Below are 25393 nucleotides of genomic sequence, written 5' to 3'. Positions count from 1 at the left end.
AATCAGGACTCCTGCGTAACTCGTAGTACTTCCTCAAGGGAGGTCCTACCCGCTAGTACTTTCTCTACGCCATCATCACGGATGCTGGGGCCAAGCTTGCGTGCTTCCGCAACCAACTTGCTCTCTGAAGCGCGATCGTGGATCAATTGGCGCATCACTTCGTTGAGCGGCACCAATTCATAGATACCGATACGACCGACATAGCCACTGTGATTACACTCTTCACAGCCATTAGGTCGATAGATGATGGCTTCCTCTTCAGGCCCGACGCCCAAAACCTCACGCTCGCTGCTGTCAGCCACATGAGGTTGCTTGCATTCAGGACACAGAACTCGCACCAGGCGCTGGGCAAGAACACCAATCACACTGGACGACAGCAGAAAGGGTTCAATTCCCATGTCCACCAGACGGGTTACCGAACCCAAAGCGGTGTTGGTGTGCAGGGTTGAAAGTACCAAGTGTCCGGTCAAACTCGCCTGGATTGCAATCTGCATAGTCTCCAGGTCTCGAATCTCACCAACCATCACTACATCCGGGTCCTGACGCAGGATCGCGCGAAGCCCTCGGGCGAAAGTCATATCAGCTTTGGTATTAACCTGAGTCTGTCCAACCCCTTCCAGGTTGTATTCCACCGGGTCCTCGACCGTCAGAATATTCTTCTCACGGTTATTGATACTACCGAGGCCAGCATACAAGGTGGTGGTTTTACCGGAGCCCGTTGGTCCGGTCACCAGGATAATGCCGTGGGGATGTCCCAACAGGTCTGTCATCACGCGCAAGTCGCGATCTGCCATCCCCAGCTTACTCAGGTCCATTTTGCCCGCTTGCTTATCCAGCAAACGCATTACCACCCGCTCACCCGCCGATGACGGCATGGTAGAGACACGTACATCTACCTCTCGGCCAGCCATCAAAAGGGAGATCCGGCCATCTTGAGGCACGCGTTTCTCGGCGATATCCAGTTTTGCCATTACTTTAATACGGGATACCAGCAATGGAGCCAGAGCGCGTCGGGGTTGCAGTACTTCACGAAGTACACCATCGACCCGGAAGCGCACGACGAGGCGCTTCTCAAAGGTTTCAATATGAATATCCGAGGCGCCCTGCTTGAGCGATTCGGCAAAAATTGCGTTGATCAATTTGACGATAGGTGCATCGTCTTCCTGTTCCAACAAGTCCTCAGTCTCAGGCAGCGAATCGGCGACCGCTGCAAGATCCAGGTCTTCACCCAGGCCTTCGACTTCGGAGAGGTTGCCACCCTCCCTGTTTTCATACAGGCGCTGCAAAGCACCCTGGAAAACATCTTCCTCTACAGCCTCCAAAGATACAGCCGCACCACTGATGCGCTGTACTTCGGCAACCGCTGATGGACTCAGCGGCGCCACATATTGGCAGAGGGGTTTGCCTTCCTGCTCGGTTAACAGAACCTTGTGACGCTTTGCGAAAGCGTAAGGAAGGCGGCGAATTGTTGGAGTCCCTGTTCCTGTTTCAGCCGTCATTTAGCTTCTTCTACCTCCAACACCTCAACCTCAACATCCACATCTTCTTCGACTGATTCAATGGCAGCACCATCTATAGAACCATCTACTGGCGCAGGGCTCTCGTTGTAGGTGCCTGTTGGCGGCATCAGGTCAGGTAGTACATCACCGCGGTGCCAATCCCAGATCAGGCTGGTGCGGTCTTTCAGGAATATTTGCTTCTGCTGCATATCCATGTAGCGCTTGCGCGTCTCCTCATAGCCAGCAACTTGACTACTGAGGATTCTGGGACGCAAGAACACCATCAGATTAGTTTTGCTAACACTCTTCTCAGTGTTTCTGAACAAGCGACCAATGCCGGGAATATCACCGAGGAGAGGCACTTTGGACACGGTTTCATTAACCTGATCTTCCATCAAACCACCCAGTACCAGGATCGCGCCATCATCGATCAATACTTTTGTGCGGATCTCACGCTTGCTGGTAACGATGTCGGATGCACCTTCCGCTGCAGCCGTAGCAGAAGACAAAACGTTTTCAACCTTTTGCTCGATCTCGAGAGTTACCGAGTTGTTGTTATTCACACGGGGAATCACTTTAAGAGTGGTACCCACATCCTCACGCTGGATGGTGGTAAACGGATCATCATTGCTACCAGACAGCAGCTGTTCACCGGTAATAAAAGGTACGTTCTGGCCCACCAAAATCTCAGCTTCTTCATTATCCAAAGCCATAATCGTTGGTGTAGAGAGGATATTGGTATTGCTCTCTGACGCTACGGCATTAATCGCAGCACGGATATCACCGCCACTGAGGTAGCCCAGGTGCAATGCGCCAGCTCCCACCAAATCAGTCACAGGAAGTGAAAATGGGTTGGGCTCCCCATCGGAATCCGTACCTAACTGGTTATTCCAGCCGGCAACAGCATTACTGCCGGAACCAGCAATCCAACTAATACCCAGTTCGCTACCTGTACCTTCAACTACCTCTACAATAATTGCCTCAATCAAAACCTGCGCCCTGCGCACGTCCAACCTGGCAATAACACCTTTCATCGTTTCAAGGAGAGCGGGAGGAGCAGTTAACACTAGTGCGTTGAGCGATTCGTTAACTTGAATGCTGACTTCGATATTCGCCGCTTGTTGGTCTTTCTCTGTGTTCTGGATGCTACCGCTCATACCCTCGAGGATAGGCTTCAGATCTGCTGCATTGGCATACTGGATATAAACAACTGCGGTGTTGCCTTCGCCATCCAGCGGTGCATCGAGACGGCCTATTACCGTCTTAATCTGCTGGCGGGTAACAGGGTCTCCGGTCAGGAGAATACTATTGGAGCGTTCATCCACAGAAATACGCAGCGGCTGCACTTCCTTACCCGCTTTGCCTCCACTCGATTGAAGTAGATCGGTAAGAACTTGCTTTACTTCCTTCGCAGAAGCAAACATCAACGGCACCACTTCAATATCAATAGCGCCGGCGCGGTCAAGTTGCTTCACCAGGCGAATAATCTGGTCAATATTCGCAGCGCGGTCAGCAATTATCAGAGTGTTGGTATCAGCATAAGCAGCCAAGTGCCCAGTTTGCGGAATCAGCGGGCGCAACATAGCAATCAGCTGTGAAGCGGAAATATTCTCAACCCTTATAGTGCGAACAACCAGGGATTCCGCGGGAGCTCGAGTGGCCTCATCTGCGACAGGTATCGCCTGCTGCTTGGCCAGCGCATCGGGAACTACTTTCCAGGTTCCGCCCTGTTCCACCAAACTAAAGCCATTGACTTGAAGCACCGACATAAATACATCAAAGGCTTCATTGTGTGTCATTGGGTCACCGGCAACTACGGTGACCTTACCCTTAACATTCGGGTGGACAATAATATTTTTGCCAGTGAAATCAGCAGCCCAATTGATCAGATCACGAATGTCTGCATTGTCGAGAGAAAGGGTAACCCGCTCCGGGCCCTGAGCCAGCGTTGCAGTACAAACAAAAAAACTCAATCCGACCGCAATCAGCCGTCGATAAAACATCTTCATCATTATTTATCTGGCTCTAGTAAATGTTCAAAAAATCAAAACAATCTAGGTAGATAGTTTTTATTTAGGCTCACGCTGAGCACGACGCTCGCGGGCCAATTCACGCAGCTGCTCCATTCTCTCCCGAATGTTCTGCTGGTTCTCACCTCTTTGAGCAGTTCTTCTGGAGGAGCTGGAACTTGACGTTCTCTGTCTGGAACTGCTGACGCCTCTCAATGGTACGTTTGGCCTTCCGTCCACTTCTGGGTATGTCAGTTTTTCCATCCTGCCATTACGACGAAGAACCACATGGTCAACCTCAACAGAATAAAGTTCAGCGCCACCAGGCAACTGATCACCGACATACAAACGCTTGGAGGGTTTACCCTTCTCCGACACCAGAGCACTGGCTTTGGTTTTATTGGAGCTGTCAAAAACACCGGATAAAACGATATTCAACTGAGTCAGAGGAATATTTTCGAGGTCGACTTCAGGGACTTCTGTAGCCTTTTTAGGTTCAGCGCGTCCAAAGAACGGGGTGCTGGGAAGACTGGCAGCGCTGGGGGGAGGAGCACCTCTCGGGCTTTTGCGCTCCGCGAGCAGGGATTCCTGGGGATCGCTTGGGACCAATAGGGAGCCATAGGCAAACAAATTACCAGACAACCACAACAGGCCAATCGCTGACGCTGCCATAGTGCCACGGGAGAGACCTTTGCTCGACTCGCCCTGGGCAAACTTATTGCCAATTGAGCCAACGGCTCGCGCTAGAGGGGACATGAACATACCCACATACAAGTTCAACTTTCTGAGGTTATTGGTTTTTGACGCCTATTTTCTTGCCTCAGCCCAGGAAAGGCAACGCTCTTTCAAGTTAAACGCCGCAAACCCTCATTTCGTCCCTTAAATTGCACACTAGTTCCGCAGGTTGTCACCAAAAAACGAAAAAAGGCGGCATGACGCCGCCTTCTTCAATGCCTGCTAGTATAGCAATCGGGCATTACAGCTTTGTTTCAAGCTCTGGTACAGCTTCAAACAGGTCAGCTACCAGGCCGTAGTCTGCAACGGAGAAGATCGGAGCTTCTTCGTCTTTATTGATGGCTACGATAACCTTGGAGTCTTTCATGCCTGCCAAGTGCTGGATTGCGCCGGAGATACCAACAGCAATGTACAGGTCTGGAGCAACAATCTTACCAGTTTGACCAACCTGCATATCGTTGGGTACGAAACCTGCGTCCACGGCTGCACGGGAGGCACCTACAGCAGCGCCCAGCTTGTCAGCCAGCTTGTACAGCATTTCGAAGTTTTCGCCGTTCTGCATACCGCGGCCACCAGAAATAACTACGCTCGCAGCGGTCAGTTCAGGACGATCGGATACAGCCAACTCTTCGCCGACAAAAGAGGAAACACCAGCGTCATCCGCGATATCTACAGACTCAACCGCTGCACTTCCACCTTCAGCCGCCACGGCGTCAAAGGCAGTGGTACGTACAGAGATTACCTTGATGGCATCGGAGCTCTGTACAGTGGCAATGACGTTACCCGCATAAATCGGGCGTTTGAAAGTATCTGCACTTTCAACAGCAACGATGTCGGAAATCGGCTGTACATCCAGCAGCGCAGCAGCGCGTGGCAGCATGTTCTTGCCGGTAGTAGTGGCTGGAGCCAGGATATGACCGTAGTCTTTACCCAAGTCCGCTACCAGCTTGGCAACGTTCTCAGCCAACTGGTGCTCGTAAGCGGCATTATCTGCCAGCAGCACCTTGGAAACGCCTTCAGCTTTAGCAGCAGCCTCCGCTACAGGGCCGCAGCCAGATCCAGCAACCAATACAGCAACATCACCACCAATAGCCTTGGCAGCAGCGATGGTGTTGAGCGTAGCGCCCTTCAGTTCGGCGTTGTCGTGTTCAGCAATAACCAGAATGCTCATCAGATTACCTTCGCCTCGTTTTTCAGTTTCTCTACCAGTTCAGCAACGTCAGCAACCTTAATGCCTGCTTGACGCTCAGCCGGCGGCTCAACTTTCAGGGTTTTGGTGCGGGGAGTAATATCAACGCCCAGCTCATCCGGGGTCGTGGTATTGAGAGGCTTACGCTTTGCCTTCATAATGTTAGGCAGGGAGGCGTAACGCGGCTCATTCAGGCGCAGGTCAGTAGTAACAATGGCAGGCAGTTTCAGTTCAACAGTCTGCAGGCCGCCGTCAATTTCACGAGTTACCTTAACAGCGTCGCCTTCTACGGCAACTTCAGAGGCGAAGGTACCCTGCCCCATGCCAGTCAAAGCACCCAGCATCTGGCCGGTCTGGTTGTTATCGCCATCGATGGACTGCTTGCCCAGAATTACCATTTGAGGCTCTTCTTTCTCAACAATCGCTTTCAGGCATTTGGCTACTGCCAGAGGCTGCAGCTCAGCATCGGTCTCAACCAGGATACCGCGGTCGGCACCCAGGGCCAGTGCAGTGCGGATTTGCTCTTGGCATTGCTTGGAGCCCATGGAAACGGCGACTATCTCGCTGACAACGCCTTTTTCCTTCAAGCGCACCGCCTCTTCTACTGCGATTTCGCAGAAGGGGTTGATAGACATTTTGACGTTGGCTGTATCAACGTCAGAGCCGTCCGCCTTGGGGCGAACCTTGACGTTGTAGTCAACAACGCGTTTCACAGCTACAAGAACTTTCATGGAAATCCCGTCTCAAATATGCTTTTTAACAGCCGCGACTGATAATTCACGTCGCGAACGGATACGGTGTTCTGGTCAAACAAGTGTTTGAACGGCGTGTATGGTGGCGGTTCTATAGCGCAAAATCAATAGTCAAATGGAAGTCCCTCCTGCCATTCACAAAATCTATTTCCGGGAATAAGAACCACCTATCCACCCCCAGTAAGCCGTTGAAATACAGCGCATTTGCCATAGCAAATGAATAGTCATGCAATTGGTAGGGTTGATTAAACGCCTATATAATCCGCCAGCAATATAAATGATAAGGCCGGATTGGCCGCAAAAAAGTTGAATACAACTGCTGAGGAGAGTGCCGTGGAACGCGAATCAATGGAATACGATGTAGTGATCGTGGGTGCCGGCCCCGCTGGATTGGCCGCGGCCTGTCGTATTCGTCAGCTCAATGAAGACGTCTCTGTATGTGTCGTGGAGAAAGGCTCAGAAGTAGGAGCTCACATCCTATCCGGTGCTGTATTTGAGCCCACCGCCCTTAATGAACTCTTCCCCGACTGGAAAGAACGTGGAGCCCCCCTCAATACTGAGGTAAAAGGCGACGACATCTACGTCCTACGCAGCGAAGAGAACTCTATAAAAGTCCCCAACATGTTTGTGCCCAGCACCATGCACAACGAGGGCAACTACATTATCAGTCTCGGCAACCTGTGCCGTTGGCTGGCAGAACAAGCCGAAAGCCTGGGAGTGGAAATCTTCCCTGGCTTCGCCGCTGCTGAAGTTCTGTACAACGAAGATGGCTCTGTAAAAGGTATCGCTACTGGCGATATGGGCATCGGCATGAACGGAGAGCAAAAAGACTCTTACATGCCGGGCATGGAGCTGCATGCCAAATACACTCTCTTCGCTGAAGGTTGTCGCGGTCACCTGGGCAAGCAGCTAATCGAACGCTTTAAGCTAGACGAAGATGCCGACCCACAACACTACGGCATCGGTATTAAAGAGATTTGGAAAGTCCCTGCGGACAAACACCAGCAAGGCCTGGTTGTTCACACTGCTGGCTGGCCGCTGGAACAAAGCTCCACCCACGGTGGCGGCTTCCTTTACCACCTCGAAGACAACCAGGTTGTTGTCGGCTTGATTACTGACCTCGCCTATAGCAACCCCCATGTGAGTCCATTTGACGAGTTCCAGCGCTATAAACACCATCCGGTAATCAAGCAGTACCTGGAAGGTGGCGAGCGCGTCGCCTACGGTGCCCGCGCCATAGTAAAAGGTGGCCTTCAATCTCAACCGAAAATGACCTTCCCTGGCGGCCTGTTGATCGGTGATAACGCCGGCACCCTGAACTTTGCCAAGATCAAGGGCAATCACACCGCGATGAAATCCGGCATGATCGCGGCTGAGTCTGTCGTTGAAGCCCTCGCTGCTGAGCGCAACAGCGAAGAGCTGACCGACTACACCACCAAGTATCGCGATAGCTGGGCCTGGAAAGAGCTGCACATGCAGCGCAACTTCGGCCCTGCCCAGCACAAATGGGGCAACATTCTGGGATCTGCCTATGCATTTGTGGATATCAATATCTTTAAAGGCAAGCTTCCCTGGACCCTGCGCGACACCAAGGCTGACCACGCCCAGCTCAAACCTGCTGCTGACTGCGCAAAGATTGACTATCCGAAGCCCGACGGCGTACTCAGTTTTGACAAGCTATCTTCCGTGTTTATTTCCAATACTAACCACGAAGAAGACCAGCCTTGCCACCTGACCCTGAAGGACCCAGAAGTTCCGCTGAGTCACAACCTGCCGATTTACGATGAACCCGCGCAGCGCTACTGCCCTGCCGGTGTTTATGAGGTTATTGAAGACACCAACGGTAAGCGCTTCCAGATCAACGCTCAAAACTGCGTACACTGTAAGACCTGTGACATTAAGGACCCAACCCAAAATATTGTTTGGGTAACCCCTGAAGGTGCCGGCGGCCCCAATTATCCAAATATGTAATTGGGTCTACACATAAAAAATGGCGCCGATGGCGCCATTTTTTATTGCTTGAGAACGCATATTTTCATGCACTTAATCCAAGGCACAGCCAGCTGGCCTCCCTAGAATTTGTACTGCGCGCTCAATGCGAAAGTCTGCCCAACCTCCTCTTCAAAAACGGTGACACCCTGCCTCTCAATTTCAATGGCTTCACCCAAAAGGTTCTGCACTTTCGCCTTCACCGTCACCTCATCAGTTGGATACCAGAAGTAAGTCAAATCCAGAGAGTGGAATGGCTGCTCAAATGAATCGGGATGAGGATCTCGCCCCGCTTTGTAAAGGCGCTCACCAAATACGTTGTAAACCAAGCTGGCAGAATGGTTCCCGTCCGGGCTATCAAAGCCGAGCAGCATATTAACCACATAATCAGAAGCCCCTGTCATTTCGCGGACTGCATTAGTCGGTGCATCAGCCTCATCACCGGCAACAATTTCCGAGTCTTGAAGCGTAATATTGCCCTGCAGGAAGAAGCTATCCATTGGGTCAGAGATAAAGCCAAGGCTTTTCATACCCTCTATTTCTATACCGGTAATCTCACCAGACTCAGCATTTATAATCTCTCGCGCAACATTGTCATCACTTGAGGCAGCTTCAAAAAACTCAATAGGATTAACAATATCCTTATAGAAAGCCGAAATAGTCAGGCTATCGCCGCTATCAAAAAACCACTCTGCGCGAATATCGTAGTTGTCGATCTCCGACGGCCGAACACTCGAATTCCCCCTGATCTGATCATCAGTGTGCGGATCTATATAAATAGCGTCGGTAATTTCACGCAAGTCGGGCCGAACAGCGGTCTTGGATGCACCGAATCTCAACTGGAATGTCTCCGCCCAAAATGACCCCATATAGGTCAAGGATAATGAAGGATAAATATCATCATCCGTATATACCGCTTCAGCCAACTCCTCGGGGTCATTCGTAATCTGTGGTTCACTTTGCGAGAAACTATAGGGGTTCCACTCTAAAGCAGCTTGACTATAGTCCTCCCATCGGGCCCCAGCTGAAATACGCCAGGTTTCCTCAAGAGTCCAATCGAATTTACCGTAGATCGCATCTGTCGAAGTAGCGGCCAAATAACTTTGCTTGTTACTACCAGACTTGGCAAAAACAAAATTATTCTCATCATCGGTAATATTGGTATCACTGAACACATCACCCAGAGGGTCATCAAGAATTGCGCTATCAGCAACACTGAAGATATCCAATCCGAACTCGGTTTGCTTATAGGAGCGACCTTTCTCAATCCGAGCAAATCCTCCACTCAACTCCAGCGTGGACGAGGAAAATTCAACAGGCAATGTTGCAGACCAACCGTAGTTTCGAACCTCATCCTCCAGCTCAGTAAATCGGAAGCTAGCGCTCCGCGAAGCAATATCCACTGTTGAACCTAGAACTTCACCTGTTTCCGGATCGGTTTCGGTACTCGCAATAACCTCAACTTGGTTAGGGATATCTGTCATCGCCGTTGAATCGGAGTAGAACCAGTCAACCACCAAATCCTCAGGCACCCAACTTAGGGAGCTGACGGACAGCAGGCCTTTTGTTTCTGGACCAAGAGAGTGACTTCCCTTTATTTGATGAAGCACCAGCTCCCGCTCTTCATACTTCAGGTCATAATTTCTCGATCCAGCGCCATCAGACAATAGACGATTTGAGTCAAAGTAATCCCTGATTGAAGTCTCATCGTCCGTATTCCTCAAATACAAACTGATACTCTCAACCGAATGCTCGTCCGCAAAACGTATACCTAGGTTTAAATTTCCACTGATATCTACGGAGTAAGTAGACTCGGTTCGACGGTCAACCTGCTCCTGTGGGTTACCGTAGTCACGAATAGTGCGCTCACTCTCCCTCCACTTACTCTTGTAGGAGGCTCCAGCCAGGAAACCGAACTCCCAATCGTCCCCGTAGTAGAAGCGATTCCCTACACTAGCCTTGTAGTCTTGGTCAGGATCGCTAGATTCCTCTTTAATAGAAATATCACGATTCAAGCTTAGGGCGAGTTCCCTATTTAGCGCTTGAGCCGCCTTTTCCGCCTCCTGGTTACTTGAATACTCATTCCCCTCAGCAATCAAGGTATCACGGATATCCGCAACTGAAATATTACCCTTGAAGCGTTGCAGTGCCGCAGATATCTCACCCGGCATCGCCCTGGTACCATCATCAGCACCCCAAATATCATCATCTCCACCGCTGTAGCTGAGCACATCACCATTGACTTCACTATTGGTGCCCGTACCAACTTCAATAGCGTAAGTCAGATCATCAGGTATCCCTTTGGTGCGGATATCGACATTACCACCTCCAAACGAGGCAGACTTATCAACTGAGTAGCTCTTCTGTACCGCTAGCGATTCCACGATAGAGGTCGGGAATAGATCTAGTGGAATGACATTTCTGGTCAGATCCGGGGATGGCACCGTCGAACCATTGAGAGTTGTACTTGAATATCGCTCACCCAAGCCCCTTACGTAAACGAACTTGTCACTTACCAGGGATAATCCGGATACTCGTCGCAGCGCTGCGGCTACGGTAGAGTCCCCCACCCTGCTGATCATCTCAGCCCCGAGGATATCCGTAACTACCTCCTCCTCCAGGCGCTCGCTGATTAGGACTTCAGCAGAGTCCTTCAGCCGCCCCTGGACTACAACCTCTTCAATCCCAGGAGTGGCACTATCAACCAGTTCAGCATCCTGTGCATACACTCCAGCTGCAAATGTGGAGCCCGCAGCTACCGCCAAAACAAGCGGCGCCCTTTGAAATCTTTCGCACTTAACCATCTCTCAGGCCTCTTTTCATTCCTAAGAATCACGGTCTTAAATCAAATAAGGCGCCGACTCCATCAGCGAAGGCGGCGCCTTAATTGATTGGGATTAGCATCCCCAACCGCTACCTCGATCTATTACTCAAACCAGAGAGGTTGAGCGCGATCACCCTGGTGAAGACCGTAAGTCCAACCCTGAGTCCAATCGGTACCATCCTGCTCAAGCGCACCCAAATAGGCACGACCCAGTTCGGCAGAAACCGTAGGTGCAACGCCATCGATCACTTGAGCAGATGCATCAACTGTGAACATTGCAGGGGAACCGCCGAGCAAAACAAAGTCAGTATCGGCATTAGAGGTTGGATTAACTTCACCGGAGATAGTGGCAAATTGGTTACCGCTATCCACAGCCCAAGTCTCAACATTGAAGCTGTCTTCATCGGTTTTAGTGCGATCTTCACAGGCGAAAATGTTGGAAGTCAGAGCCACCTCAGTCCCAGCAGATGCTTCGCCGCGAGTTTGAGAGCTCTCAATACGCAGGCAGTAGTTATCGCCGGCCACGCCAGTCTCATCAGCAAAGAAGGAGGCCACAACTATAGAATTAGTGATCATTGGATAAATACCCTCACGCAGGCGCCAGCCTGCACCGGGGTCATGAGTACCCTCTTCTTGAGCGGAAACAATACAGGTCAGCCCGTCAATTACTGGTCGACTGTTGAGACCCTGGCTGATCAAGGTGGAATAATCAGCTCCATCACTATATGAACCGATGCCATCGGCCTCTATACAGTGATTGCCGTCAGTCTCACTTTGAATCACCAAAGCATTGGTAATACTTCCACGATAACCTTCATCAATATCAATGGAGTCATCGCGAACGTAGAGTGCAACATAATTTTCGACATCTACAGCGCCACCGAAGAACTCGATACCGTCATCGTAAGTTGAGTATGTTTGAAGGTTACGGATCGTTGTGCCATTACCTACAGCATCAAAAGCAATTCCGTTCAACTCATCACCACTAGCAACTTCTGCGCCAGTGTGTTTGACAACAACGTACAAAAGCTCTCCCGAGTTATCGGCATTGTTGTCACCGCCGTAGTAGGAAGTATTGTCATCAGTGGATCCTTCAGCAGCTACGTGACACTCGCCATCAAGAGTCAGATCACCACCACCAATAGAACCTGTATATTGGCATTTGTTCGTTACACCAAAGCCATTAATAACCATTCCACCCCACTGTGAAACATCCTCCGGACCTACAGTGCCAAGAACATCAGTTTCTGACGTAAAAGTGATGGGAGATGTTTCTGTACCGCGAGCAAAGACTTGCGATCCACGGTTTACAACCATAAATGCTGAATTATCTTTAAAAGCGATAGTGGCGCCCGCCTCAATTTCCAGTTTTACGCCGTCACCACCCTCAGAAATACCGGCTGCTGCTAGGTCAGAATCGCTGGAGTAACTTTCTCCAACAAACAAACTGCCGCTAAAGACATGAGCTCCATTGCTATCCAGCGCAGTGAGATATAAATCTTCAGTTAATGGGTTTGCAGCAGAAACAAAATCAGTTGCGTAATAGCAGTTACCACCGCTAAATTCACCTTGTACACTTGAACTTTCTATAGTGGCACATGGATTTTCATCAGTGGAACCTCCGCCAGGATTTGTCACTGAATTATCTACCGAGTTGTCCACCGAGTTATCTACTGTTTCCGGCTCGATACTCACACCGCCACCGTCACAACCCGCTAATAGCGCAGCAATCGCAGCTGCCAGTAAGAGCTTATTCTGTACTCGCTTCATGTTTCCCCCTATAGGAATTTCAATCCAAAACTTTAATTGCTTCAACTCCGCCATTTTTAAAAAAAATAAATGACAACAACCAAGCAAATAAAAACTATATTTTTTGTTTCGCCGTAGCGATTTGGACGGAGGGAAGTTTAGAAATGCACTGTTGCGGATTTGTTACTTATTTAGATATTCCCGTAAATTATCGAATTAATATTCGATTCCTTTCAGAACAAATACACTTATATTTCCATAAGATTTCAAACACTATTTTTTTAATAGAAATGAAATACAGCAACACCACAAATAAATAGTACGGACATGTATGTTCCCGGGCTATTTTCCGGACTCAGGCAAGCACCGGCGCAATCAAGTATAAACCCCATAGTGCTAATCAAAATAAAGAAGTGATAGTGGCATCCACTAAACAGTTTGATACCAAAGATATAAATAAGGAAAGTTCGTCGAGAGAGTATGGTCAGGTGCTATAGAGTCAAGCAAATACTTTCTAAACTCGAACAGTGAAGAGCAAGGCTATAAATTAAAGCCCCAGCTACAAATCAGCGCTGAGGCGCGAGGAATCCGCCAGCAGGAACCTGGAGCTATCTAATTGCAAGAACCCAGCAGGAAATCTTTTCCGTCACTTTGCACAAAAAGCTTATCGGTATCGCGACCCCCTTCAAGCGCCCAGTCTACCAACTGGTAAAAAACATCACGGGAAACGCGAGCCTGTAACCCCCCTCGAATCTCCAGATAAGGGATTGGCTGCGGCGGAGCACCAAAGTCTCTCAGTTGCCACTGCCCCTCTTCCGACAGCTCAACAACATCGCCCACATTTGTGGTGAAAAGTAGCTGCTGATGAGTACTTCCGGGGTTGCGGGCCACCTGAGTAATTACAAATGGAACATCCTCCACTATGATTCGCAGCTTTTCGACAGGGGTGACAAGGAAGTATTCATCCCCCTCACGCTTCAAAATGCTGGCAAACAATTTCACAAGAGGGTGACGACGAATCTCTGTTCCCTCGTGGATCCAACGGCCATCAGATTTGATGACCATATCCATGTCCCCACAAAGCTCTGGGTTCCACCTTTCTACAGGTGGATGCCCATGAAATTCAGCCTGTAATTTTTGCAGCTGCTGGAACAGGGGCTCAGCCAAGGGCGGACCCCGCAGAATCGCTGTGATGGCTTGTCTGGCTTCCCTCTGGCGTTTTGCGAGAGGACATATCACCGATATGCACACCCACATCCATAATAAACTCCATCAAACCTTCCCTGTCCTCTATTACATTGGCAAAAGACTTGGAGTGATAAAGCTCTACCGCCCCTTGCACAAGCGCCCAGTATGTTGAGTAATAGAAGTATGCAGGAACGTTCTTCAGCATGCCCTGCTCCATACGGCGCTCAAAGACCCGATTGAGAGAGGTGGCATTGGAATTACGAATATTGTGGAGCTCCGCAATCATTTCTGGAGCCAGGTTCAACGCGATAATCTTCTCCTCCAGGCGCTGGAAGAGTCTATCTTTGCCAGGATCGGCCATACGAGATTCAAAATAGGCGCGGGCTGGAGCGGTGATATCACCTTGCTCGGCCAAGGCTACAGCGGTCTTGAGACGTTCAGCGAGGGATTTTTCATAATCCATCAGCAAACGCATGTAGATTTCTGTCTTGGAAATGAAGTGCTTGTAAATCGTGCCCTTACCGATATCCACACGCTCGGCAATCTGTTCGACCGTGACTTTCTCTTCACCGTGCTCCAACAGAAGCTCCAGAGCCGCATCCAGGATACGCTGCTCCCGCGCGCGGAACCGCTGAACCTTCTCTTTTGCCTTATCCATACTTCCGACCTTCTTTGCCCGTAAAAATGGGGACTGAAATTGACTATTCATTCATGAATGATAGGCAATTCAAGTCGGTTGGAAAAGTAAATCGGGGAATTAGACTGCCTAATATTAAAAATATTAGGCCATTTTGCTCAAAATTTACCCAAAATGAGCCAATTTTAAGCTGAGAGCAGACCTTTTATTTTAGCATGTGGTGACGCTTGGCGAGCCCAAGCATTGCACATAACACAGAAAATTCGACGATTGAGTGATTGCGGGGTAGTCCATTACCCCAATACTTCCGAATGAAATCAAGAACTACACCAGAACACAAGAAGCCACTATTAAACGGACTTCAGCTTTAGCTCCAACAGAGGCGCGACTACATCGTTGTCCTGCGTGCGTATCCAGAGCATTTCCTCCTCTGAGTAGAGCTCTGCAACAATCGCATTAGCTAATTCACAATCATGAGAAATCAAATGCTGCGCCAACCACTCTGCAGCAAAGGTACGTTTTTTACCGAGCGTACCCTGTGAACGCTTGTACAGGTTTTTTACTGCCTTGCGCGCATATTCTACTGAGGCGATTCCCGGAGTCGCTTCAACCATCTTGCGATGCAACTTTTTGCTTTTCTGCTCGATGATATAAGGAAGCACTTGGCCAGAAACATAGTCGTGGGCGACCGATCCTTTACAAGGACAGCTATACGACTTCCTGTTTTCGTAGATTTTTTTCAGAGCATTGAGGTGATTATTGGTCTTGTATGCGGATCGGGCCGCCAAACCAGCGTAACCAATGGACAATGCTGTTCCAGCAACAACCAAACCAATACCCGTCGCAGAAGTCGCAGCCGCTGCACCGGTAGCCAGGCCGGTTAGTGTGGCACCTGTAGCCGTCTGTGCACCCCACACCCCATAATAAGCAGCAGAGCCAACCCCTCCAGCCACAGCCTTTGCGGTACGGTGCCGACTGACAACCTTGCCGAAATTCAGTGGTGGACGTATATCAATATTGTTGTGTGGCACCTGTGGTATCTCCTACTTCTCTTATTCAATCTTTGTTGGATAGCTGCAAACGAATTAGTCCAACTGTCCCAACAACTATTGGCGCTTTATACCACAGAAATAAGTAAGAATTCGACAAGTCGCAATAGTCAATAGCACAGAGTTTCAACTTGACTGAAAAAATCAGTAGCTAGTGTATGGAAAAGAGCTGGATAGCTATACGAGGTGGCACCTGTGACCAAAATGGGCCTAACGTTCAAAATATGAATGGGGTTAAAGGGATTTGCTGTTATTATCCTTTTGATTAAGAGCGCAAAGCTCCCCATCTGCAAACTCTGTTAAGTGGAATAGGTAACGGGCAAAATCCCTTATGTTGGAAAAATTAGGTAAGTTATTGGATGTTGAAGAGCTGGATCGAAATCTCTTCCGCAGTCGTCATCACGTTGAAAATTATCGTAAAGTGCTTTTTGGCGGGCAAGTTCTGGGCCAAGCACTGATGGCAGCAACTCGTACCGTTGAGCATCGCCTACCCCACTCCCTGCACGCCTACTTCCTCCGCCCTGGCTCTAGTGAGCTGCCGGTGATCTACGAAGTAGACCCAATCCGCGATGGAGGTAGCTTTACCACTCGTCGCGTAGTCGCCAAGCAGCGCGGGCGCGCGATCTTCAATATGTCCGCCTCCTTCCAAATTCGGGAACCCGGATTTGACCACCAGGCCGACCTGCCTTGTGTCGAGATTCCCTCTCCTGAGAGCCTGAAAAACACCCAGGAGCTGGCCCTGGAAGCTGGATTGGTTAGCCCGCAGTACGATCAGCGGCGCTATATGATCGATTTTCGTCCGGTAGACCCGCAAAGCTACTTTGGCGCTGAAACCCGCGAAGCCAAATGCATGTTCTGGCTGCGGGCAGAGGGCGAGATGTCGGACGACCCGATGGAGCACCGAGCAGCACTTTGCTATGCATCCGATATGGGACTCCTGGGTACCTCCCTACAGCCGCACGACATATCCTTATTCGACCCCCAATTGATGCCGGCGAGCGTTGACCACGCGATGTGGTTCCACCGCGATTTCCGCCTGGATCAATGGCTTCTCTATGTAACGGATAGCCCTTCGGCAACCGGTGCCAGAGGCTTTACCCGCGGCCAGATTTTCACCCGCGACGGAACGCTGGTAGCGTCTACCTGCCAAGAGGGACTGATTCGACAAATAAAAAATTAAATCAGTGGTTTACAGCAGAAAAATTGCTGCTATAGTGCCGCCCCTTCGCAAATGTTGCGAAACAAAAAACGGTGAGTAGCGCAGCCTGGTAGCGCACTTCGTTCGGGACGAAGGGGTCGGAGGTTCGAATCCTCTCTCACCGACCATACAAAAAGAAAAAGCCCGCTTTTAGCGGGCTTTTTTGACTCTGAACTTTTAGCTTAAGTTGACGAAAAACCGTTCAGATTGCCCCTTACTTTCCCTCAGCACATCGCACCCGGAAAAAGTGCAAGCAACTCCTACTTGTACCTTGTTGGGAGCCCACCTTAGAGACACTTGCTATTCAATTTCGTTAAATCAGGGGCTAATGCGGAAGCGCACTACAAAAGTCAGATGCGATGGGGACAAATAAAGAATGGGTTTCAGAAATACCGACGAGGCTTTGAGTATGGCTGGCTTAACTATTTATACCGATAAACAACCAAGAGACTACACCCTCAAGGTAGCTGTGTAATTACTCATGTAAACCTTTAGAGTAAAAGCTCTGCCAGGAATGAAATCATAAACACAAAAAAGCCCGCTAAAAGCGGGCTTTTTCTTTTTGTATGGTCGGTGAGAGAGGATTCGAACCTCCGACCCCTTCGTCCCGAACGAAGTGCGCTACCAGGCTGCGCTACTCACCGAGGCCGCGAATACTACTCATCCATTTTTCAAAGATCAAGTAATTTTTGGCGCGAATGTCATCATAGGTTATTTTGCCGACACAACTGGTCTTTGAGTTGTCCTCAAAGGCAGTCTAATCCGCATTATAGCTGGACCTCCCCGGCTCCGAGCGCCTCTTTCTACGCTGGAGATTCAAGCTTTACGGTTGCTGGTTATTGGCCCCACTGCCGACACATCCATTTAGTCTGCCACCTAACAACCAATCCCCTGCTCTCCCTGGGATCGAACACTTTCCACCAATCTATCCACTCTCTGAAGCCCTCTTCACGTATACGGCAAACTGTGGTCGCCAAAAAAATACCGATATTAGTTCTATCCACTTTCTTGTATTTACATATCATCAACGACTATCAAGTACTTTTAGTTTTGAGAGCACACGTATAAACAAATGCAATGCTCTCCACGGAGAATGCAAGAGTTTGGTACAGAAAAAACCAAGAAGGGTATACAACGCGAGGCAATAGCAAATTACATTGAAACGCAACTAGATATCGTTTTTTGATGTTTTGAGTAAGTAGACCTTTACATAAAAGCGAACTGATAAGTTCTATAAGTTACTTTTCCAAGACATCGATATATACAGTTACCTTTAAATTCCAGTTCGCTATTTACGGATATTTCTACAAGTGCCGCTAGTTTTCACCGGGCACCCGAGGGGACTTTTCCCGAGCCCAAACACCAATACAAGGGAGCAGCACCCTGCACGCCACAAGAATATTTACCACCCATTTAAGTATCAAATCCCAAGTAAAACTTTATTTTTTAAAAAATACTCCTTTTGGAAAATTACAAAATTTTAAGAAAAATAGTGACTACAATTGCATCTCTATTATCTTTTTGTTTCCCGCTCCATTTTTTTTGAAACTTTCCCTGTGCTTCTGAAAAGCTTCTCTATACTCAGATCAGCCGGCTGAGTGTCCGTCGCAAGATGCAACAACTCGAAAGCTCATTACCGATTTATTATCAGCAGGCTGATCCTAAAAACGGGGCTCTATCAAGCTCCAAAATTCTCACCCGTAAACCATGAAATAACCTGGGCGATAGCCCCCTATCGTCATTGGTCTACTCGAGGAGTACGTTCATGTACCAACCATATGCATATGCTCAAGGGATCTTTGGACAACCACAAAACTATGCCGCACCTCCGATTAATCCGATCGTCGGACTCACTCCCCCCCAGCCATACCTGCCGCTACAACAGTTAGCACCACAAGGATTGCTGGGAGACTTTATTAGCCGCGCAGCGCCGGTGGTTGGTGGTATTGTCGGTGGACCACAAGGTCAATTGATCAATGCACTCGGCGGATTGGGCCAAGTATTGCCCTTCCAGGCCGCACCGCAGCTTCCACAACAGTTAGCGCCCCACATTCCTCAGCAGCTTGCTCCACAGATTCCACCCCAGTTCGCTCATCAGTTTGTCCCCCAGAACTATCTCAGCGAATTGATAAGCCGAGCCGCACCGGTATTGGCCAACTACATCAATAGCCCTCAGGCACAGCTTATCAATGCAGCCGCCCAGCTAGGACAGTTCCTGCCCTACCAAACCGCTCCGCAACTGGCACCGCAAGGTATCCTCGGTGAGCTGGTTAGCCGTGCCGCACCTGTTCTTGGTAACTACATTGGTGCGCCCCAACAAGGTCAACTCCTTAACAACTTGGCGCGCCTTAGCCACCTACTACCCTACCAGGCCGCACCGCAATTCGCGCCACACCTCATTCCTCAGACCTATGTCGGCCAACCGGTAAATCAACTGGCACCTGTGGCTCCGGAGCAGTATGGGTCGGTTCCCCCGCAGGCTTTTGCACCACTGAGTCAACCGGTGCAATTACAGGCTTTCCCGCAGCCTCCACAGCAACCTTTTCAGAATTTGAGCGGCATCGGGCAGCCACTGCCCTATCAAGCAATGCCGCAACCCAACTCAGCCTTTCAGCAACAGGCTTATCTGCACTAGAAATGCAGCAAAAAGGGGCTTCACGCCCCTTTTCCTGGGGGTGGGTTCGCCCCTGTCCTACTTTGGATAGCGCAGTCACAATGAGAAGAAAATGAAGAAGTTTGAGCAATATGTAGCCGTACCCAATCGTAAGGTATCAGCTAGCACTCTGGAGCTAGAGGAGCTGGTGAAGGAAGCTTCAAATTGCCCCGATGTGAAGGACGTTACTTTGCGCAAAAGCAACGTCACCCTTGTGGCTACCCCCGATGCCGTCGACGACCTAAGAAGGAAATTGGGAGGCAAAGTAATTATTGATCCGGATCAACCTGTCCACCCTCTCAATTGAGGCTGAAACCCACTCGATTCACCACTTTCAGACGTTTCACACGCGTACTAAATCAGTACCGCACTGAAAGCGAAGGAACATGAACATGACTGAATCCCGACAAGAAAAGGCCGCAGGAGAACCTTCGGTCGAGGTTGCAGAGAAAGTCGAGTTACTTATTTCACCCCGCCGCAGCCTGATGGCTAAATCCATGGGCGTGCAGCCATTGAGCTCGGGCTCAATGCACCATGTGATTTCCACTATTGCCAGGCAGGCAGGTTGTGAGGTGCTTCGTGAAATACGCCCCGGCAGAAAACTAAAAACGCTGTCCTCCGCCGATGAGGCCACCAATATTTACAAAGTCCGTATGGATGTGGATGCTGCTGCGGCACTTTACCAGACCACTCCACCAAACGTCGCCGTTGAACTGGACTCACTTCTCTCTTACGGGCAAGCGAGTTATTCACCGACCTTTTCCGCAGTTTTTGCACAGCAACCCGGACTATTGCGCGAATACCATGTCCAGGCTCAGCAGGTGCACTTCCGCGTTATCGGCGCAAAAGGTGAGCCCATACGCGACGCGCAAATAATTGTTGAAAGCGCGGGCTTTCCCCAGGAGGGGGTCACTAACAATAAAGGGGAAGTTGCGCTCAGTATTTTTGCGCAAAGCGGCGGCGCTCAAGTGAAATCACTTCTGATCCGTCCCGCCAAAGATTTCTGGAACAAATATATTCGCAGCCCTTCCCTGTCGCTCACCGGTGTGAACCTGGTGAAACTCCAACCCCTAAGCGAAGCCATACCCAACTTCCCCAATGATGCTTCCTATGGCTGGGGGCAAAAGTACATGGGCCTGGACCAGCTACCCGATGAATACACCGGCAAAGGTATCAAAATCGCAATCATCGATTCCGGTGCGGACAATAAGCACCCAATACTGAGCCACTTAAAGAATGGTATCGATGTCACCAATAATTACGATGCCAATAGCTGGGCAGAAGATATCGTCGGCCATGGAACCCACTGTGCGGGAATTATTACAGGCCAACCCTCTGGCACCGAGGCAATACGCGGTTTTGCTCCTGAAGCCGAAATCTATGTATTCAAAGTTTTCCCCGGCGGGCAATTTAGTAGCTTGATTGATGCGCTCTCACATTGCATAGAGCTCGGCGTTGATGTGGTGAATATGAGTCTGGGCAGCTCTGATTCATCAGAGGCTGTTGAGCAGCAAATCGAGGAAGCAGTCCAACATGGTATCGCCTGTATAGTTGCCGCTGGCAACAATGGCGGGGCAGTCCAGTACCCAGCCAGATCCCCAAATGCTATGGCTGTAGGCGCTCTTGGAATGCTCAATGAATTCCCCAAAGATTCCTGGGAAGCGCAAACAGTAATACCCTCAACAGCATCAGCCGACGGTCTATTTGTTCCTAGGTTTAGCGCTTTCGGCCAGGAAATTTCTGTTGCCGCACCTGGTGTGGGTATCGTTTCGTCTGTGCCTGACAAAGGCTTCGATGTTCAGTCAGGTACATCAATGGCCGCGCCGCATATTACCGGTTTGGCAGCACTACTACTTGCCCACCATCCATTATTTAAAGGTGCGCTCCGGCAGAAAGATGTATCCAGAGTGACCGCCTTATTCCAACTGATCCAATCCTTGGCCGCACCAATGCCCCTCGGGGCAGAGAGAGTTGGCGCAGGTGTTCCCAAGCTTTTCGGTATCAACTCCGCTTTTGAGTCCGCCAAAGAGCAAGCAGGGGCCGCGGCTACTCATGCCGCTACCGCGCAAGGCCCCTCCCCAGCCACTCCATACTCTGGGTTTACTATGAGTCCGTTACAGGGCTACCCCCCTCAAGCTACACCCAGTTGGCAGGGGCAGTTTGTGCCGGGAGGCTATTACCCTTCCGAAATAGCCGCGGTTAACCCCCAGCAACCAATGGTAAGCAGTTTTCCAGATGGATTTGCCCTGAGCGCCTACGGTATGCAGTTCGTTGATCCCCGTGCAATCAGATATTGGTAGCTCTGTCGCCATCGTTAGTTAGACTGCAAAAGACCTTTCAAGACCGCGGCATAGCTGCGGTCTTGTCCTTCGTAGCATTCAATTCCCACATAGGCAGCATGCCTGCCCGCTAATCCAGCCCTCTCAAAAGATGCTTGTGACGGCCCACCCACATCTATCTTCTTGTTTACTCATACGGGAGATGCTTACTAGTATGCGCTGCCATAAGATAACGACTTTGTAAGTGTATTCTTTTTAAATGGTACATATCTGAAAACCAATTAAATGAAACCTGACGGCACAAAACTGTCACGTCATAACTCGCTAGCTTGTGACCAGTTTGCTTGAAGGTGACACAAGGGCACCTGTAGGCTTAGATACTGTCGAAACGACTAATTGTTGGATTTCCCGCTGAAGAAACGATGCTTAAACGATTACTAACACTGCCGCTATTACTCGCCACTCTATCTCCTGCTGTTCAGGCTTATGAGATTCTTTACAGTGCAGAGATCTCACCCAACTCCAAGCTGGCTGAAGTGGAAATGGCGCTCAGCGGTGATGATATGCCAAGTAAGCTCGTTCTAAACTTGCGCTCTGGCCGCTATCAGGACCTGGAAAGTGACACCCCCCTAAAGATCGAGGGCGACAAAGCAACCTGGCACCCCGAAGGAAAGAACCCCGCCCTCAAGTACCGCTTTGTCATAGACAACCAGCGTAGCAACGGTGGCTACGACTCACGGATCACCAAAGACTGGGCAATTCTCCGCAGCGATAAATTGATTGCACCCGTATCGGCAACCAGCCGTGGCCGCTCTACCGCCCGCCTTAAGCTGGAACTTCCTGACCAATGGTATGCGGCCCTACCCTACCCTGAGATCGAAGATAACCTATACGAGTTATCTGACCCCAAGCGTAAGTTTGTAAGACCCAAGGGCTGGATGATTGTAGGGAAAATTGGCAGTCGGCAGGATATGATTGCCGGCACCGAAACCCGTGTTGCAGGCCCTAAAAATGAGAATATTCGGCGGCAAGACATCCTGGCCTTCCTAAATTGGAACCTGCCAGAGCTCAAGAAGATCTTCCCCCTCTTCCCTGATCATCTATTGATCGTAACCGCTGACGACCCCATGTGGCGCGGCGGACTATCGGGGACACGCTCTCTATATATGCATGCTGATCGACCATTGATCAGCGGCAACCGCACCAGCAGCATGATCCACGAGTTAGTTCATGTGGGCACGGGAATTCACGGCGACGATGAGAGCGATTGGATTGTAGAGGGACTGGCTGAGTTTTACTCCCTGGAGATTTTAAGGCGAACTGGTGGCATCAGTGAAACCCGCTATCAGGAGGCAATGGATAAACTGATTAAATGGGGTAAGAAGGCTCCTTCACTATTAGTCGAACGCTCATCCGGCCCCATTACCGCCCGTGCGGCCGGGGTAATGCAGCAACTGGATAAAGAGATTCGCGAGGCCAGCAATGGCAAGGCAAGTATTGATGACGTCGCACAAGAACTGGCTCGAACACGCGGTGAAGTGACTCTGGAAAGGTTTAGATCCCTGTCTGAGAAAGCAGCCGGTAAGCCCGTGGATACATTAGCCACAGAAAACCTGACAGACCGGGCGAAAGGCTCCAACAAATAGCAGACAAAAAAAAGCCCTGACGACGGGGGGGGAGAGCGTCAGGGCCAAGACCATTAGGAGTGAAACTTGGAGGATTTCATCCTTGCTTCCGGGTGACAGCCATGTGAGCCACCCTACCAGCATTACTAAACACGTTGGGGGAGATGTGTTAGCCAGATAAAGACAGTATCGAACACAGGTCACAGATTGCCAGCACACCTGAAGATTAATTTAGAACAAATGGAAATAGGTTCTTGAGCACCAGCGCTAAAAGTTATTACAGCCCTCCCCCATCATCAGAAGGTAACTTTTCCTACTTTTTTTCACTTGTTTGCAACATTGATGAAAACAATGCTTGACTAATCCTCTAGAGTCCCTAAAATGGCGCCCACTTACACAGCGAAACGCACGTAAGTATAAGAAAACGCTAGGATTTTTCAGATTTATCAGATAGAATTCGCAGCGTTCTTTTCCGCCAAAGGCGGATAAAAAAGGCTAGGTGGCAGAGTGGTCATGCAGCGGACTGCAACTCCGTGTACGCCGGTTCGATTCCGACCCTAGCCTCCATTTTCCTCTTCATTGCAGTATCCTGTTGAATGCAATGAAAGTGAGAATGAAGGGCAGCTTTTAAACATCGCCCTCTCTCGCAAAGGATCTGCCCGGGTGGTGGAATTGGTAGACACAGGAGACTTAAAATCCATATTAAATCGTTCTAAATCAAGAACATGGATTTTTGGTACAAGGATTCGGTACAGAATCACACCCGGCAGTCGTTAAGGAAAGCTACTCAGCCCGAGTGGTGAAATTGGTATACACAAGGGATTTAAAATCCCTCGGCCTCACGGCCATGCCGGTTCAAGTCCGGCCTCGGGCACCACTTCCCTCCCCTCTAAATTCCCATTTAAAATTTTATTCCCACTGACTTTCGCATCTACCTCATCAAACATTTCTGGTGAAAAATGCACGTAGTTCATAGTGGTCTGAATTGTGCTGTGTCCCATCCAGTTCATAACCGTGACAAGGTTTACTCCACGCTTAATCAACCGTGTGCAGCATGTGTGGCGCAGTGTGTAGGTGACACTTTCGTCAGACACTCCCATCATTTTTTTGATGGTGTTGAAAGCATCTGCTCTTGAGCGTTCATGGCGCAGCCCTGTAATAAAACTATCATTTAGTGTCGCACCTTCTTCCAAGCGCTCTTTGATATACGCTTCCCAGACAGGCTTTAACTGGCTGACAACAGGCAGCTGAGTCTCTACTTTTTTTCCTCTCTTCTTTTTCCGTAGGAAGGTGACGCGCCAAGACTTAGTATCAATACTGCTAATTTTTAAGCTATTCATCTCAGCAGGCCGCATCCCAGTGTGTAGCAACCCCAAGAAAAGAGCCTGCCAATCCAGTGATACGTGCTTCATTACATTTTCAAAACGTGCAACGGTTTCATCATCCCAAGCAAAGCGAGTCTTGGAAGCATCCTCATTAACTGTGCCTTGCATAGTTACCGGGAAGACAACTTCAGTCTCAGAGAAGAAACGTAGTAAAACGCCAGCTTTGAAAAGCCCGTTGAGGTAGGCCAGCTTGTGATTAATAGTGTTCTGGGAATTACCCTGCTTCTCACACTCAGCAATGAAGTCCAGATAATCCTCAGCGGTCAGCTCAAAAGGTGATTTATCCCACCAGCCCATCATCTCCAAGGAGCGCTCAGTATTATTGCGACTCACGTTGGTGGAGTTGTGTTTCCAAACCTTTGGATGCTGCTCAGCACGCTTGAAGAGGTCGCGCATAGTCAGCTTTTCACGCTGCTTCTCAGCTTCCTTAACCTTTCCAAGGTCTTTACCAGAATCAATATCACTCACTCGCTTCAAGTAGACTTCGCGACATTCCTGTTCACTATCACAAGTTGCCTTGATGCGCTCACCCTTGTGAGTTTTGTTGAGCTTATAAACCACCTGCCCGCTCTTCAGATTCTCACGCTTTATCCCTCTGCCTAACTCAACCATAGTAGTTCTCCATACCGTACT

The 25393-nt window shown here is 49.7% G+C and carries 17 protein-coding genes and 4 tRNA genes; 9 read left to right on the top strand and 12 right to left on the bottom strand.

From position 1 onward, the window contains the following. Positions 1-2: 2 nt before the first annotated feature. The 5 genes from gspE to ACJJI1_RS18950 form a co-directional block, all read right to left on the bottom strand. Positions 3-1499 (bottom strand): type II secretion system ATPase GspE, encoded by a 1497-nt coding sequence (gspE, locus tag ACJJI1_RS18970; RefSeq protein ID WP_444913696.1) that lies wholly within the window; start codon positions 1497-1499, stop codon positions 3-5. Next, on the bottom strand, positions 1496-3511 hold the full coding sequence (gene gspD / locus ACJJI1_RS18965; RefSeq protein WP_444957634.1) for a type II secretion system secretin GspD: 2016 nt from the start codon (positions 3509-3511) through the stop codon (positions 1496-1498). The genes gspE and gspD overlap by 4 nt, the downstream gene beginning before the upstream one ends. Before the next feature lie 57 nt (positions 3512-3568). Then, positions 3569-4264, bottom strand: coding sequence for a type II secretion system protein N (locus tag ACJJI1_RS18960; protein WP_444957633.1), 696 nt, complete (start codon positions 4262-4264; stop codon positions 3569-3571). 220 nt (positions 4265-4484) lie between these two features. Further along, on the bottom strand, positions 4485-5414 hold the full coding sequence (locus tag ACJJI1_RS18955) for an electron transfer flavoprotein subunit alpha/FixB family protein (RefSeq protein WP_413665691.1): 930 nt from the start codon (positions 5412-5414) through the stop codon (positions 4485-4487). Further along, a complete protein-coding gene (locus ACJJI1_RS18950) occupies positions 5414-6163 on the bottom strand; it encodes an electron transfer flavoprotein subunit beta/FixA family protein (protein ID WP_444957632.1) in 750 nt (249 codons plus the stop codon). Before ACJJI1_RS18950 ends, ACJJI1_RS18955 begins: the two co-directional genes overlap by 1 nt. Positions 6164-6517: 354 nt before the next feature. On the opposite strand from ACJJI1_RS18950, the gene ACJJI1_RS18945 reads away from it, so the two are divergent. Continuing rightward, a complete protein-coding gene (locus ACJJI1_RS18945) occupies positions 6518-8155 on the top strand; it encodes an electron transfer flavoprotein-ubiquinone oxidoreductase (RefSeq protein WP_444957631.1) in 1638 nt (545 codons plus the stop codon). A gap of 101 nt (positions 8156-8256) precedes the next feature. Here the strand turns inward: ACJJI1_RS18945 and ACJJI1_RS18940 are convergent, their stop codons facing one another. The 5 genes from ACJJI1_RS18940 to ACJJI1_RS18920 all read right to left on the bottom strand — a co-directional run bounded on the left by ACJJI1_RS18940 (position 8257) and on the right by ACJJI1_RS18920 (position 15602). Then, entirely contained in the window at positions 8257-10977 is a 2721-nt protein-coding gene (locus ACJJI1_RS18940; RefSeq protein ID WP_444957630.1) for a TonB-dependent receptor domain-containing protein, read from the bottom strand. A 122-nt stretch (positions 10978-11099) separates the two neighbouring features. Beyond that, positions 11100-12767, bottom strand: coding sequence for a beta-helix domain-containing protein (locus tag ACJJI1_RS18935; RefSeq protein ID WP_444957629.1), 1668 nt, complete (start codon positions 12765-12767; stop codon positions 11100-11102). Positions 12768-13358: 591 nt separating this feature from the next. After that, on the bottom strand, positions 13359-13913 hold the full coding sequence (locus tag ACJJI1_RS18930) for a DUF1285 domain-containing protein (protein ID WP_444927720.1): 555 nt from the start codon (positions 13911-13913) through the stop codon (positions 13359-13361). Next, positions 13906-14592, bottom strand: coding sequence for a TetR/AcrR family transcriptional regulator (locus tag ACJJI1_RS18925; RefSeq protein ID WP_282932697.1), 687 nt, complete (start codon positions 14590-14592; stop codon positions 13906-13908). The genes ACJJI1_RS18930 and ACJJI1_RS18925 overlap by 8 nt, the downstream gene beginning before the upstream one ends. 329 nt (positions 14593-14921) lie before the next feature. After that, positions 14922-15602: a hypothetical protein gene (locus ACJJI1_RS18920; RefSeq protein WP_413665686.1), complete on the bottom strand. Its 681-nt coding sequence runs from the start codon at positions 15600-15602 to the stop codon at positions 14922-14924. Between the two features lie 349 nt (positions 15603-15951). Here ACJJI1_RS18920 and ACJJI1_RS18915 point away from each other — a divergent pair, with 349 nt between their 5' ends. Continuing rightward, entirely contained in the window at positions 15952-16800 is an 849-nt protein-coding gene (locus tag ACJJI1_RS18915; RefSeq protein WP_282932695.1) for an acyl-CoA thioesterase, read from the top strand. A gap of 69 nt (positions 16801-16869) precedes the next feature. Then, positions 16870-16946: transfer RNA gene (locus ACJJI1_RS18910), tRNA-Pro, on the top strand. A gap of 439 nt (positions 16947-17385) precedes the next feature. On the opposite strand, the gene ACJJI1_RS18905 is transcribed toward ACJJI1_RS18910, so the two are convergent. Next, positions 17386-17462, bottom strand: a tRNA-Pro gene (locus ACJJI1_RS18905). 1121 nt (positions 17463-18583) lie between these two features. On the opposite strand from ACJJI1_RS18905, the gene ACJJI1_RS18900 reads away from it, so the two are divergent. From ACJJI1_RS18900 to ACJJI1_RS18875, 6 genes are all read left to right on the top strand, one after another. After that, a complete protein-coding gene (locus ACJJI1_RS18900) occupies positions 18584-19453 on the top strand; it encodes a hypothetical protein (protein ID WP_444957628.1) in 870 nt (289 codons plus the stop codon). Between the two features lie 91 nt (positions 19454-19544). Next, positions 19545-19778, top strand: coding sequence for a hypothetical protein (locus tag ACJJI1_RS18895; RefSeq protein WP_444935972.1), 234 nt, complete (start codon positions 19545-19547; stop codon positions 19776-19778). Positions 19779-19863: 85 nt separating this feature from the next. Continuing rightward, positions 19864-21771: a S8 family serine peptidase gene (locus ACJJI1_RS18890; RefSeq protein ID WP_444957627.1), complete on the top strand. Its 1908-nt coding sequence runs from the start codon at positions 19864-19866 to the stop codon at positions 21769-21771. Between the two features lie 401 nt (positions 21772-22172). Continuing rightward, complete coding sequence (locus tag ACJJI1_RS18885) at positions 22173-23396, top strand: hypothetical protein (RefSeq protein WP_444957626.1); 1224 nt, start codon at positions 22173-22175, stop codon at positions 23394-23396. A 472-nt stretch (positions 23397-23868) separates the two neighbouring features. Further along, a tRNA-Cys gene (locus tag ACJJI1_RS18880) sits at positions 23869-23942 on the top strand. A gap of 223 nt (positions 23943-24165) precedes the next feature. Next, positions 24166-24252, top strand: a tRNA-Leu gene (locus ACJJI1_RS18875). On the opposite strand, the gene ACJJI1_RS18870 is transcribed toward ACJJI1_RS18875, so the two are convergent. Further along, positions 24215-25372: a tyrosine-type recombinase/integrase gene (locus ACJJI1_RS18870; protein WP_444957625.1), complete on the bottom strand. Its 1158-nt coding sequence runs from the start codon at positions 25370-25372 to the stop codon at positions 24215-24217. The two genes, ACJJI1_RS18875 and ACJJI1_RS18870, sit on opposite strands and share 38 nt — an antisense overlap. Between the last annotated feature and the right edge of the window lie 21 nt (positions 25373-25393).

The sequence above is a fragment of the Microbulbifer maximicatervae (SeqCode) genome, assembly GCF_052467065.1.
This window is presented reverse-complemented; position numbering and strand designations above follow the sequence as displayed.

Excerpts from the sequence above, each read along its gene's own strand:
- ACJJI1_RS18955 (WP_413665691.1), bottom strand. The coding sequence starts at position 5,414 with ATGAGCATTCTGGTTATTGCTGAACACGACAACGCCGAACTGAAGGGC.
- ACJJI1_RS18885 (WP_444957626.1), top strand. The coding sequence starts at position 22,173 with ATGCTTAAACGATTACTAACACTGCCGCTATTACTCGCCACTCTATCT.
- ACJJI1_RS18890 (WP_444957627.1), top strand. The coding sequence starts at position 19,864 with ATGACTGAATCCCGACAAGAAAAGGCCGCAGGAGAACCTTCGGTCGAG.
- ACJJI1_RS18935 (WP_444957629.1), bottom strand. The coding sequence starts at position 12,767 with ATGAAGCGAGTACAGAATAAGCTCTTACTGGCAGCTGCGATTGCTGCG.
- gspD (WP_444957634.1), bottom strand. The coding sequence starts at position 3,511 with ATGATGAAGATGTTTTATCGACGGCTGATTGCGGTCGGATTGAGTTTT.
- ACJJI1_RS18900 (WP_444957628.1), top strand. The coding sequence starts at position 18,584 with ATGTACCAACCATATGCATATGCTCAAGGGATCTTTGGACAACCACAA.
- ACJJI1_RS18950 (WP_444957632.1), bottom strand. The coding sequence starts at position 6,163 with ATGAAAGTTCTTGTAGCTGTGAAACGCGTTGTTGACTACAACGTCAAG.
- ACJJI1_RS18960 (WP_444957633.1), bottom strand. The coding sequence starts at position 4,264 with ATGTCCCCTCTAGCGCGAGCCGTTGGCTCAATTGGCAATAAGTTTGCC.
- ACJJI1_RS18895 (WP_444935972.1), top strand. The coding sequence starts at position 19,545 with ATGAAGAAGTTTGAGCAATATGTAGCCGTACCCAATCGTAAGGTATCA.
- ACJJI1_RS18870 (WP_444957625.1), bottom strand. The coding sequence starts at position 25,372 with ATGGTTGAGTTAGGCAGAGGGATAAAGCGTGAGAATCTGAAGAGCGGG.
- gspE (WP_444913696.1), bottom strand. The coding sequence starts at position 1,499 with ATGACGGCTGAAACAGGAACAGGGACTCCAACAATTCGCCGCCTTCCT.
- ACJJI1_RS18940 (WP_444957630.1), bottom strand. The coding sequence starts at position 10,977 with ATGGTTAAGTGCGAAAGATTTCAAAGGGCGCCGCTTGTTTTGGCGGTA.
- ACJJI1_RS18925 (WP_282932697.1), bottom strand. The coding sequence starts at position 14,592 with ATGGATAAGGCAAAAGAGAAGGTTCAGCGGTTCCGCGCGCGGGAGCAG.
- ACJJI1_RS18915 (WP_282932695.1), top strand. The coding sequence starts at position 15,952 with ATGTTGGAAAAATTAGGTAAGTTATTGGATGTTGAAGAGCTGGATCGA.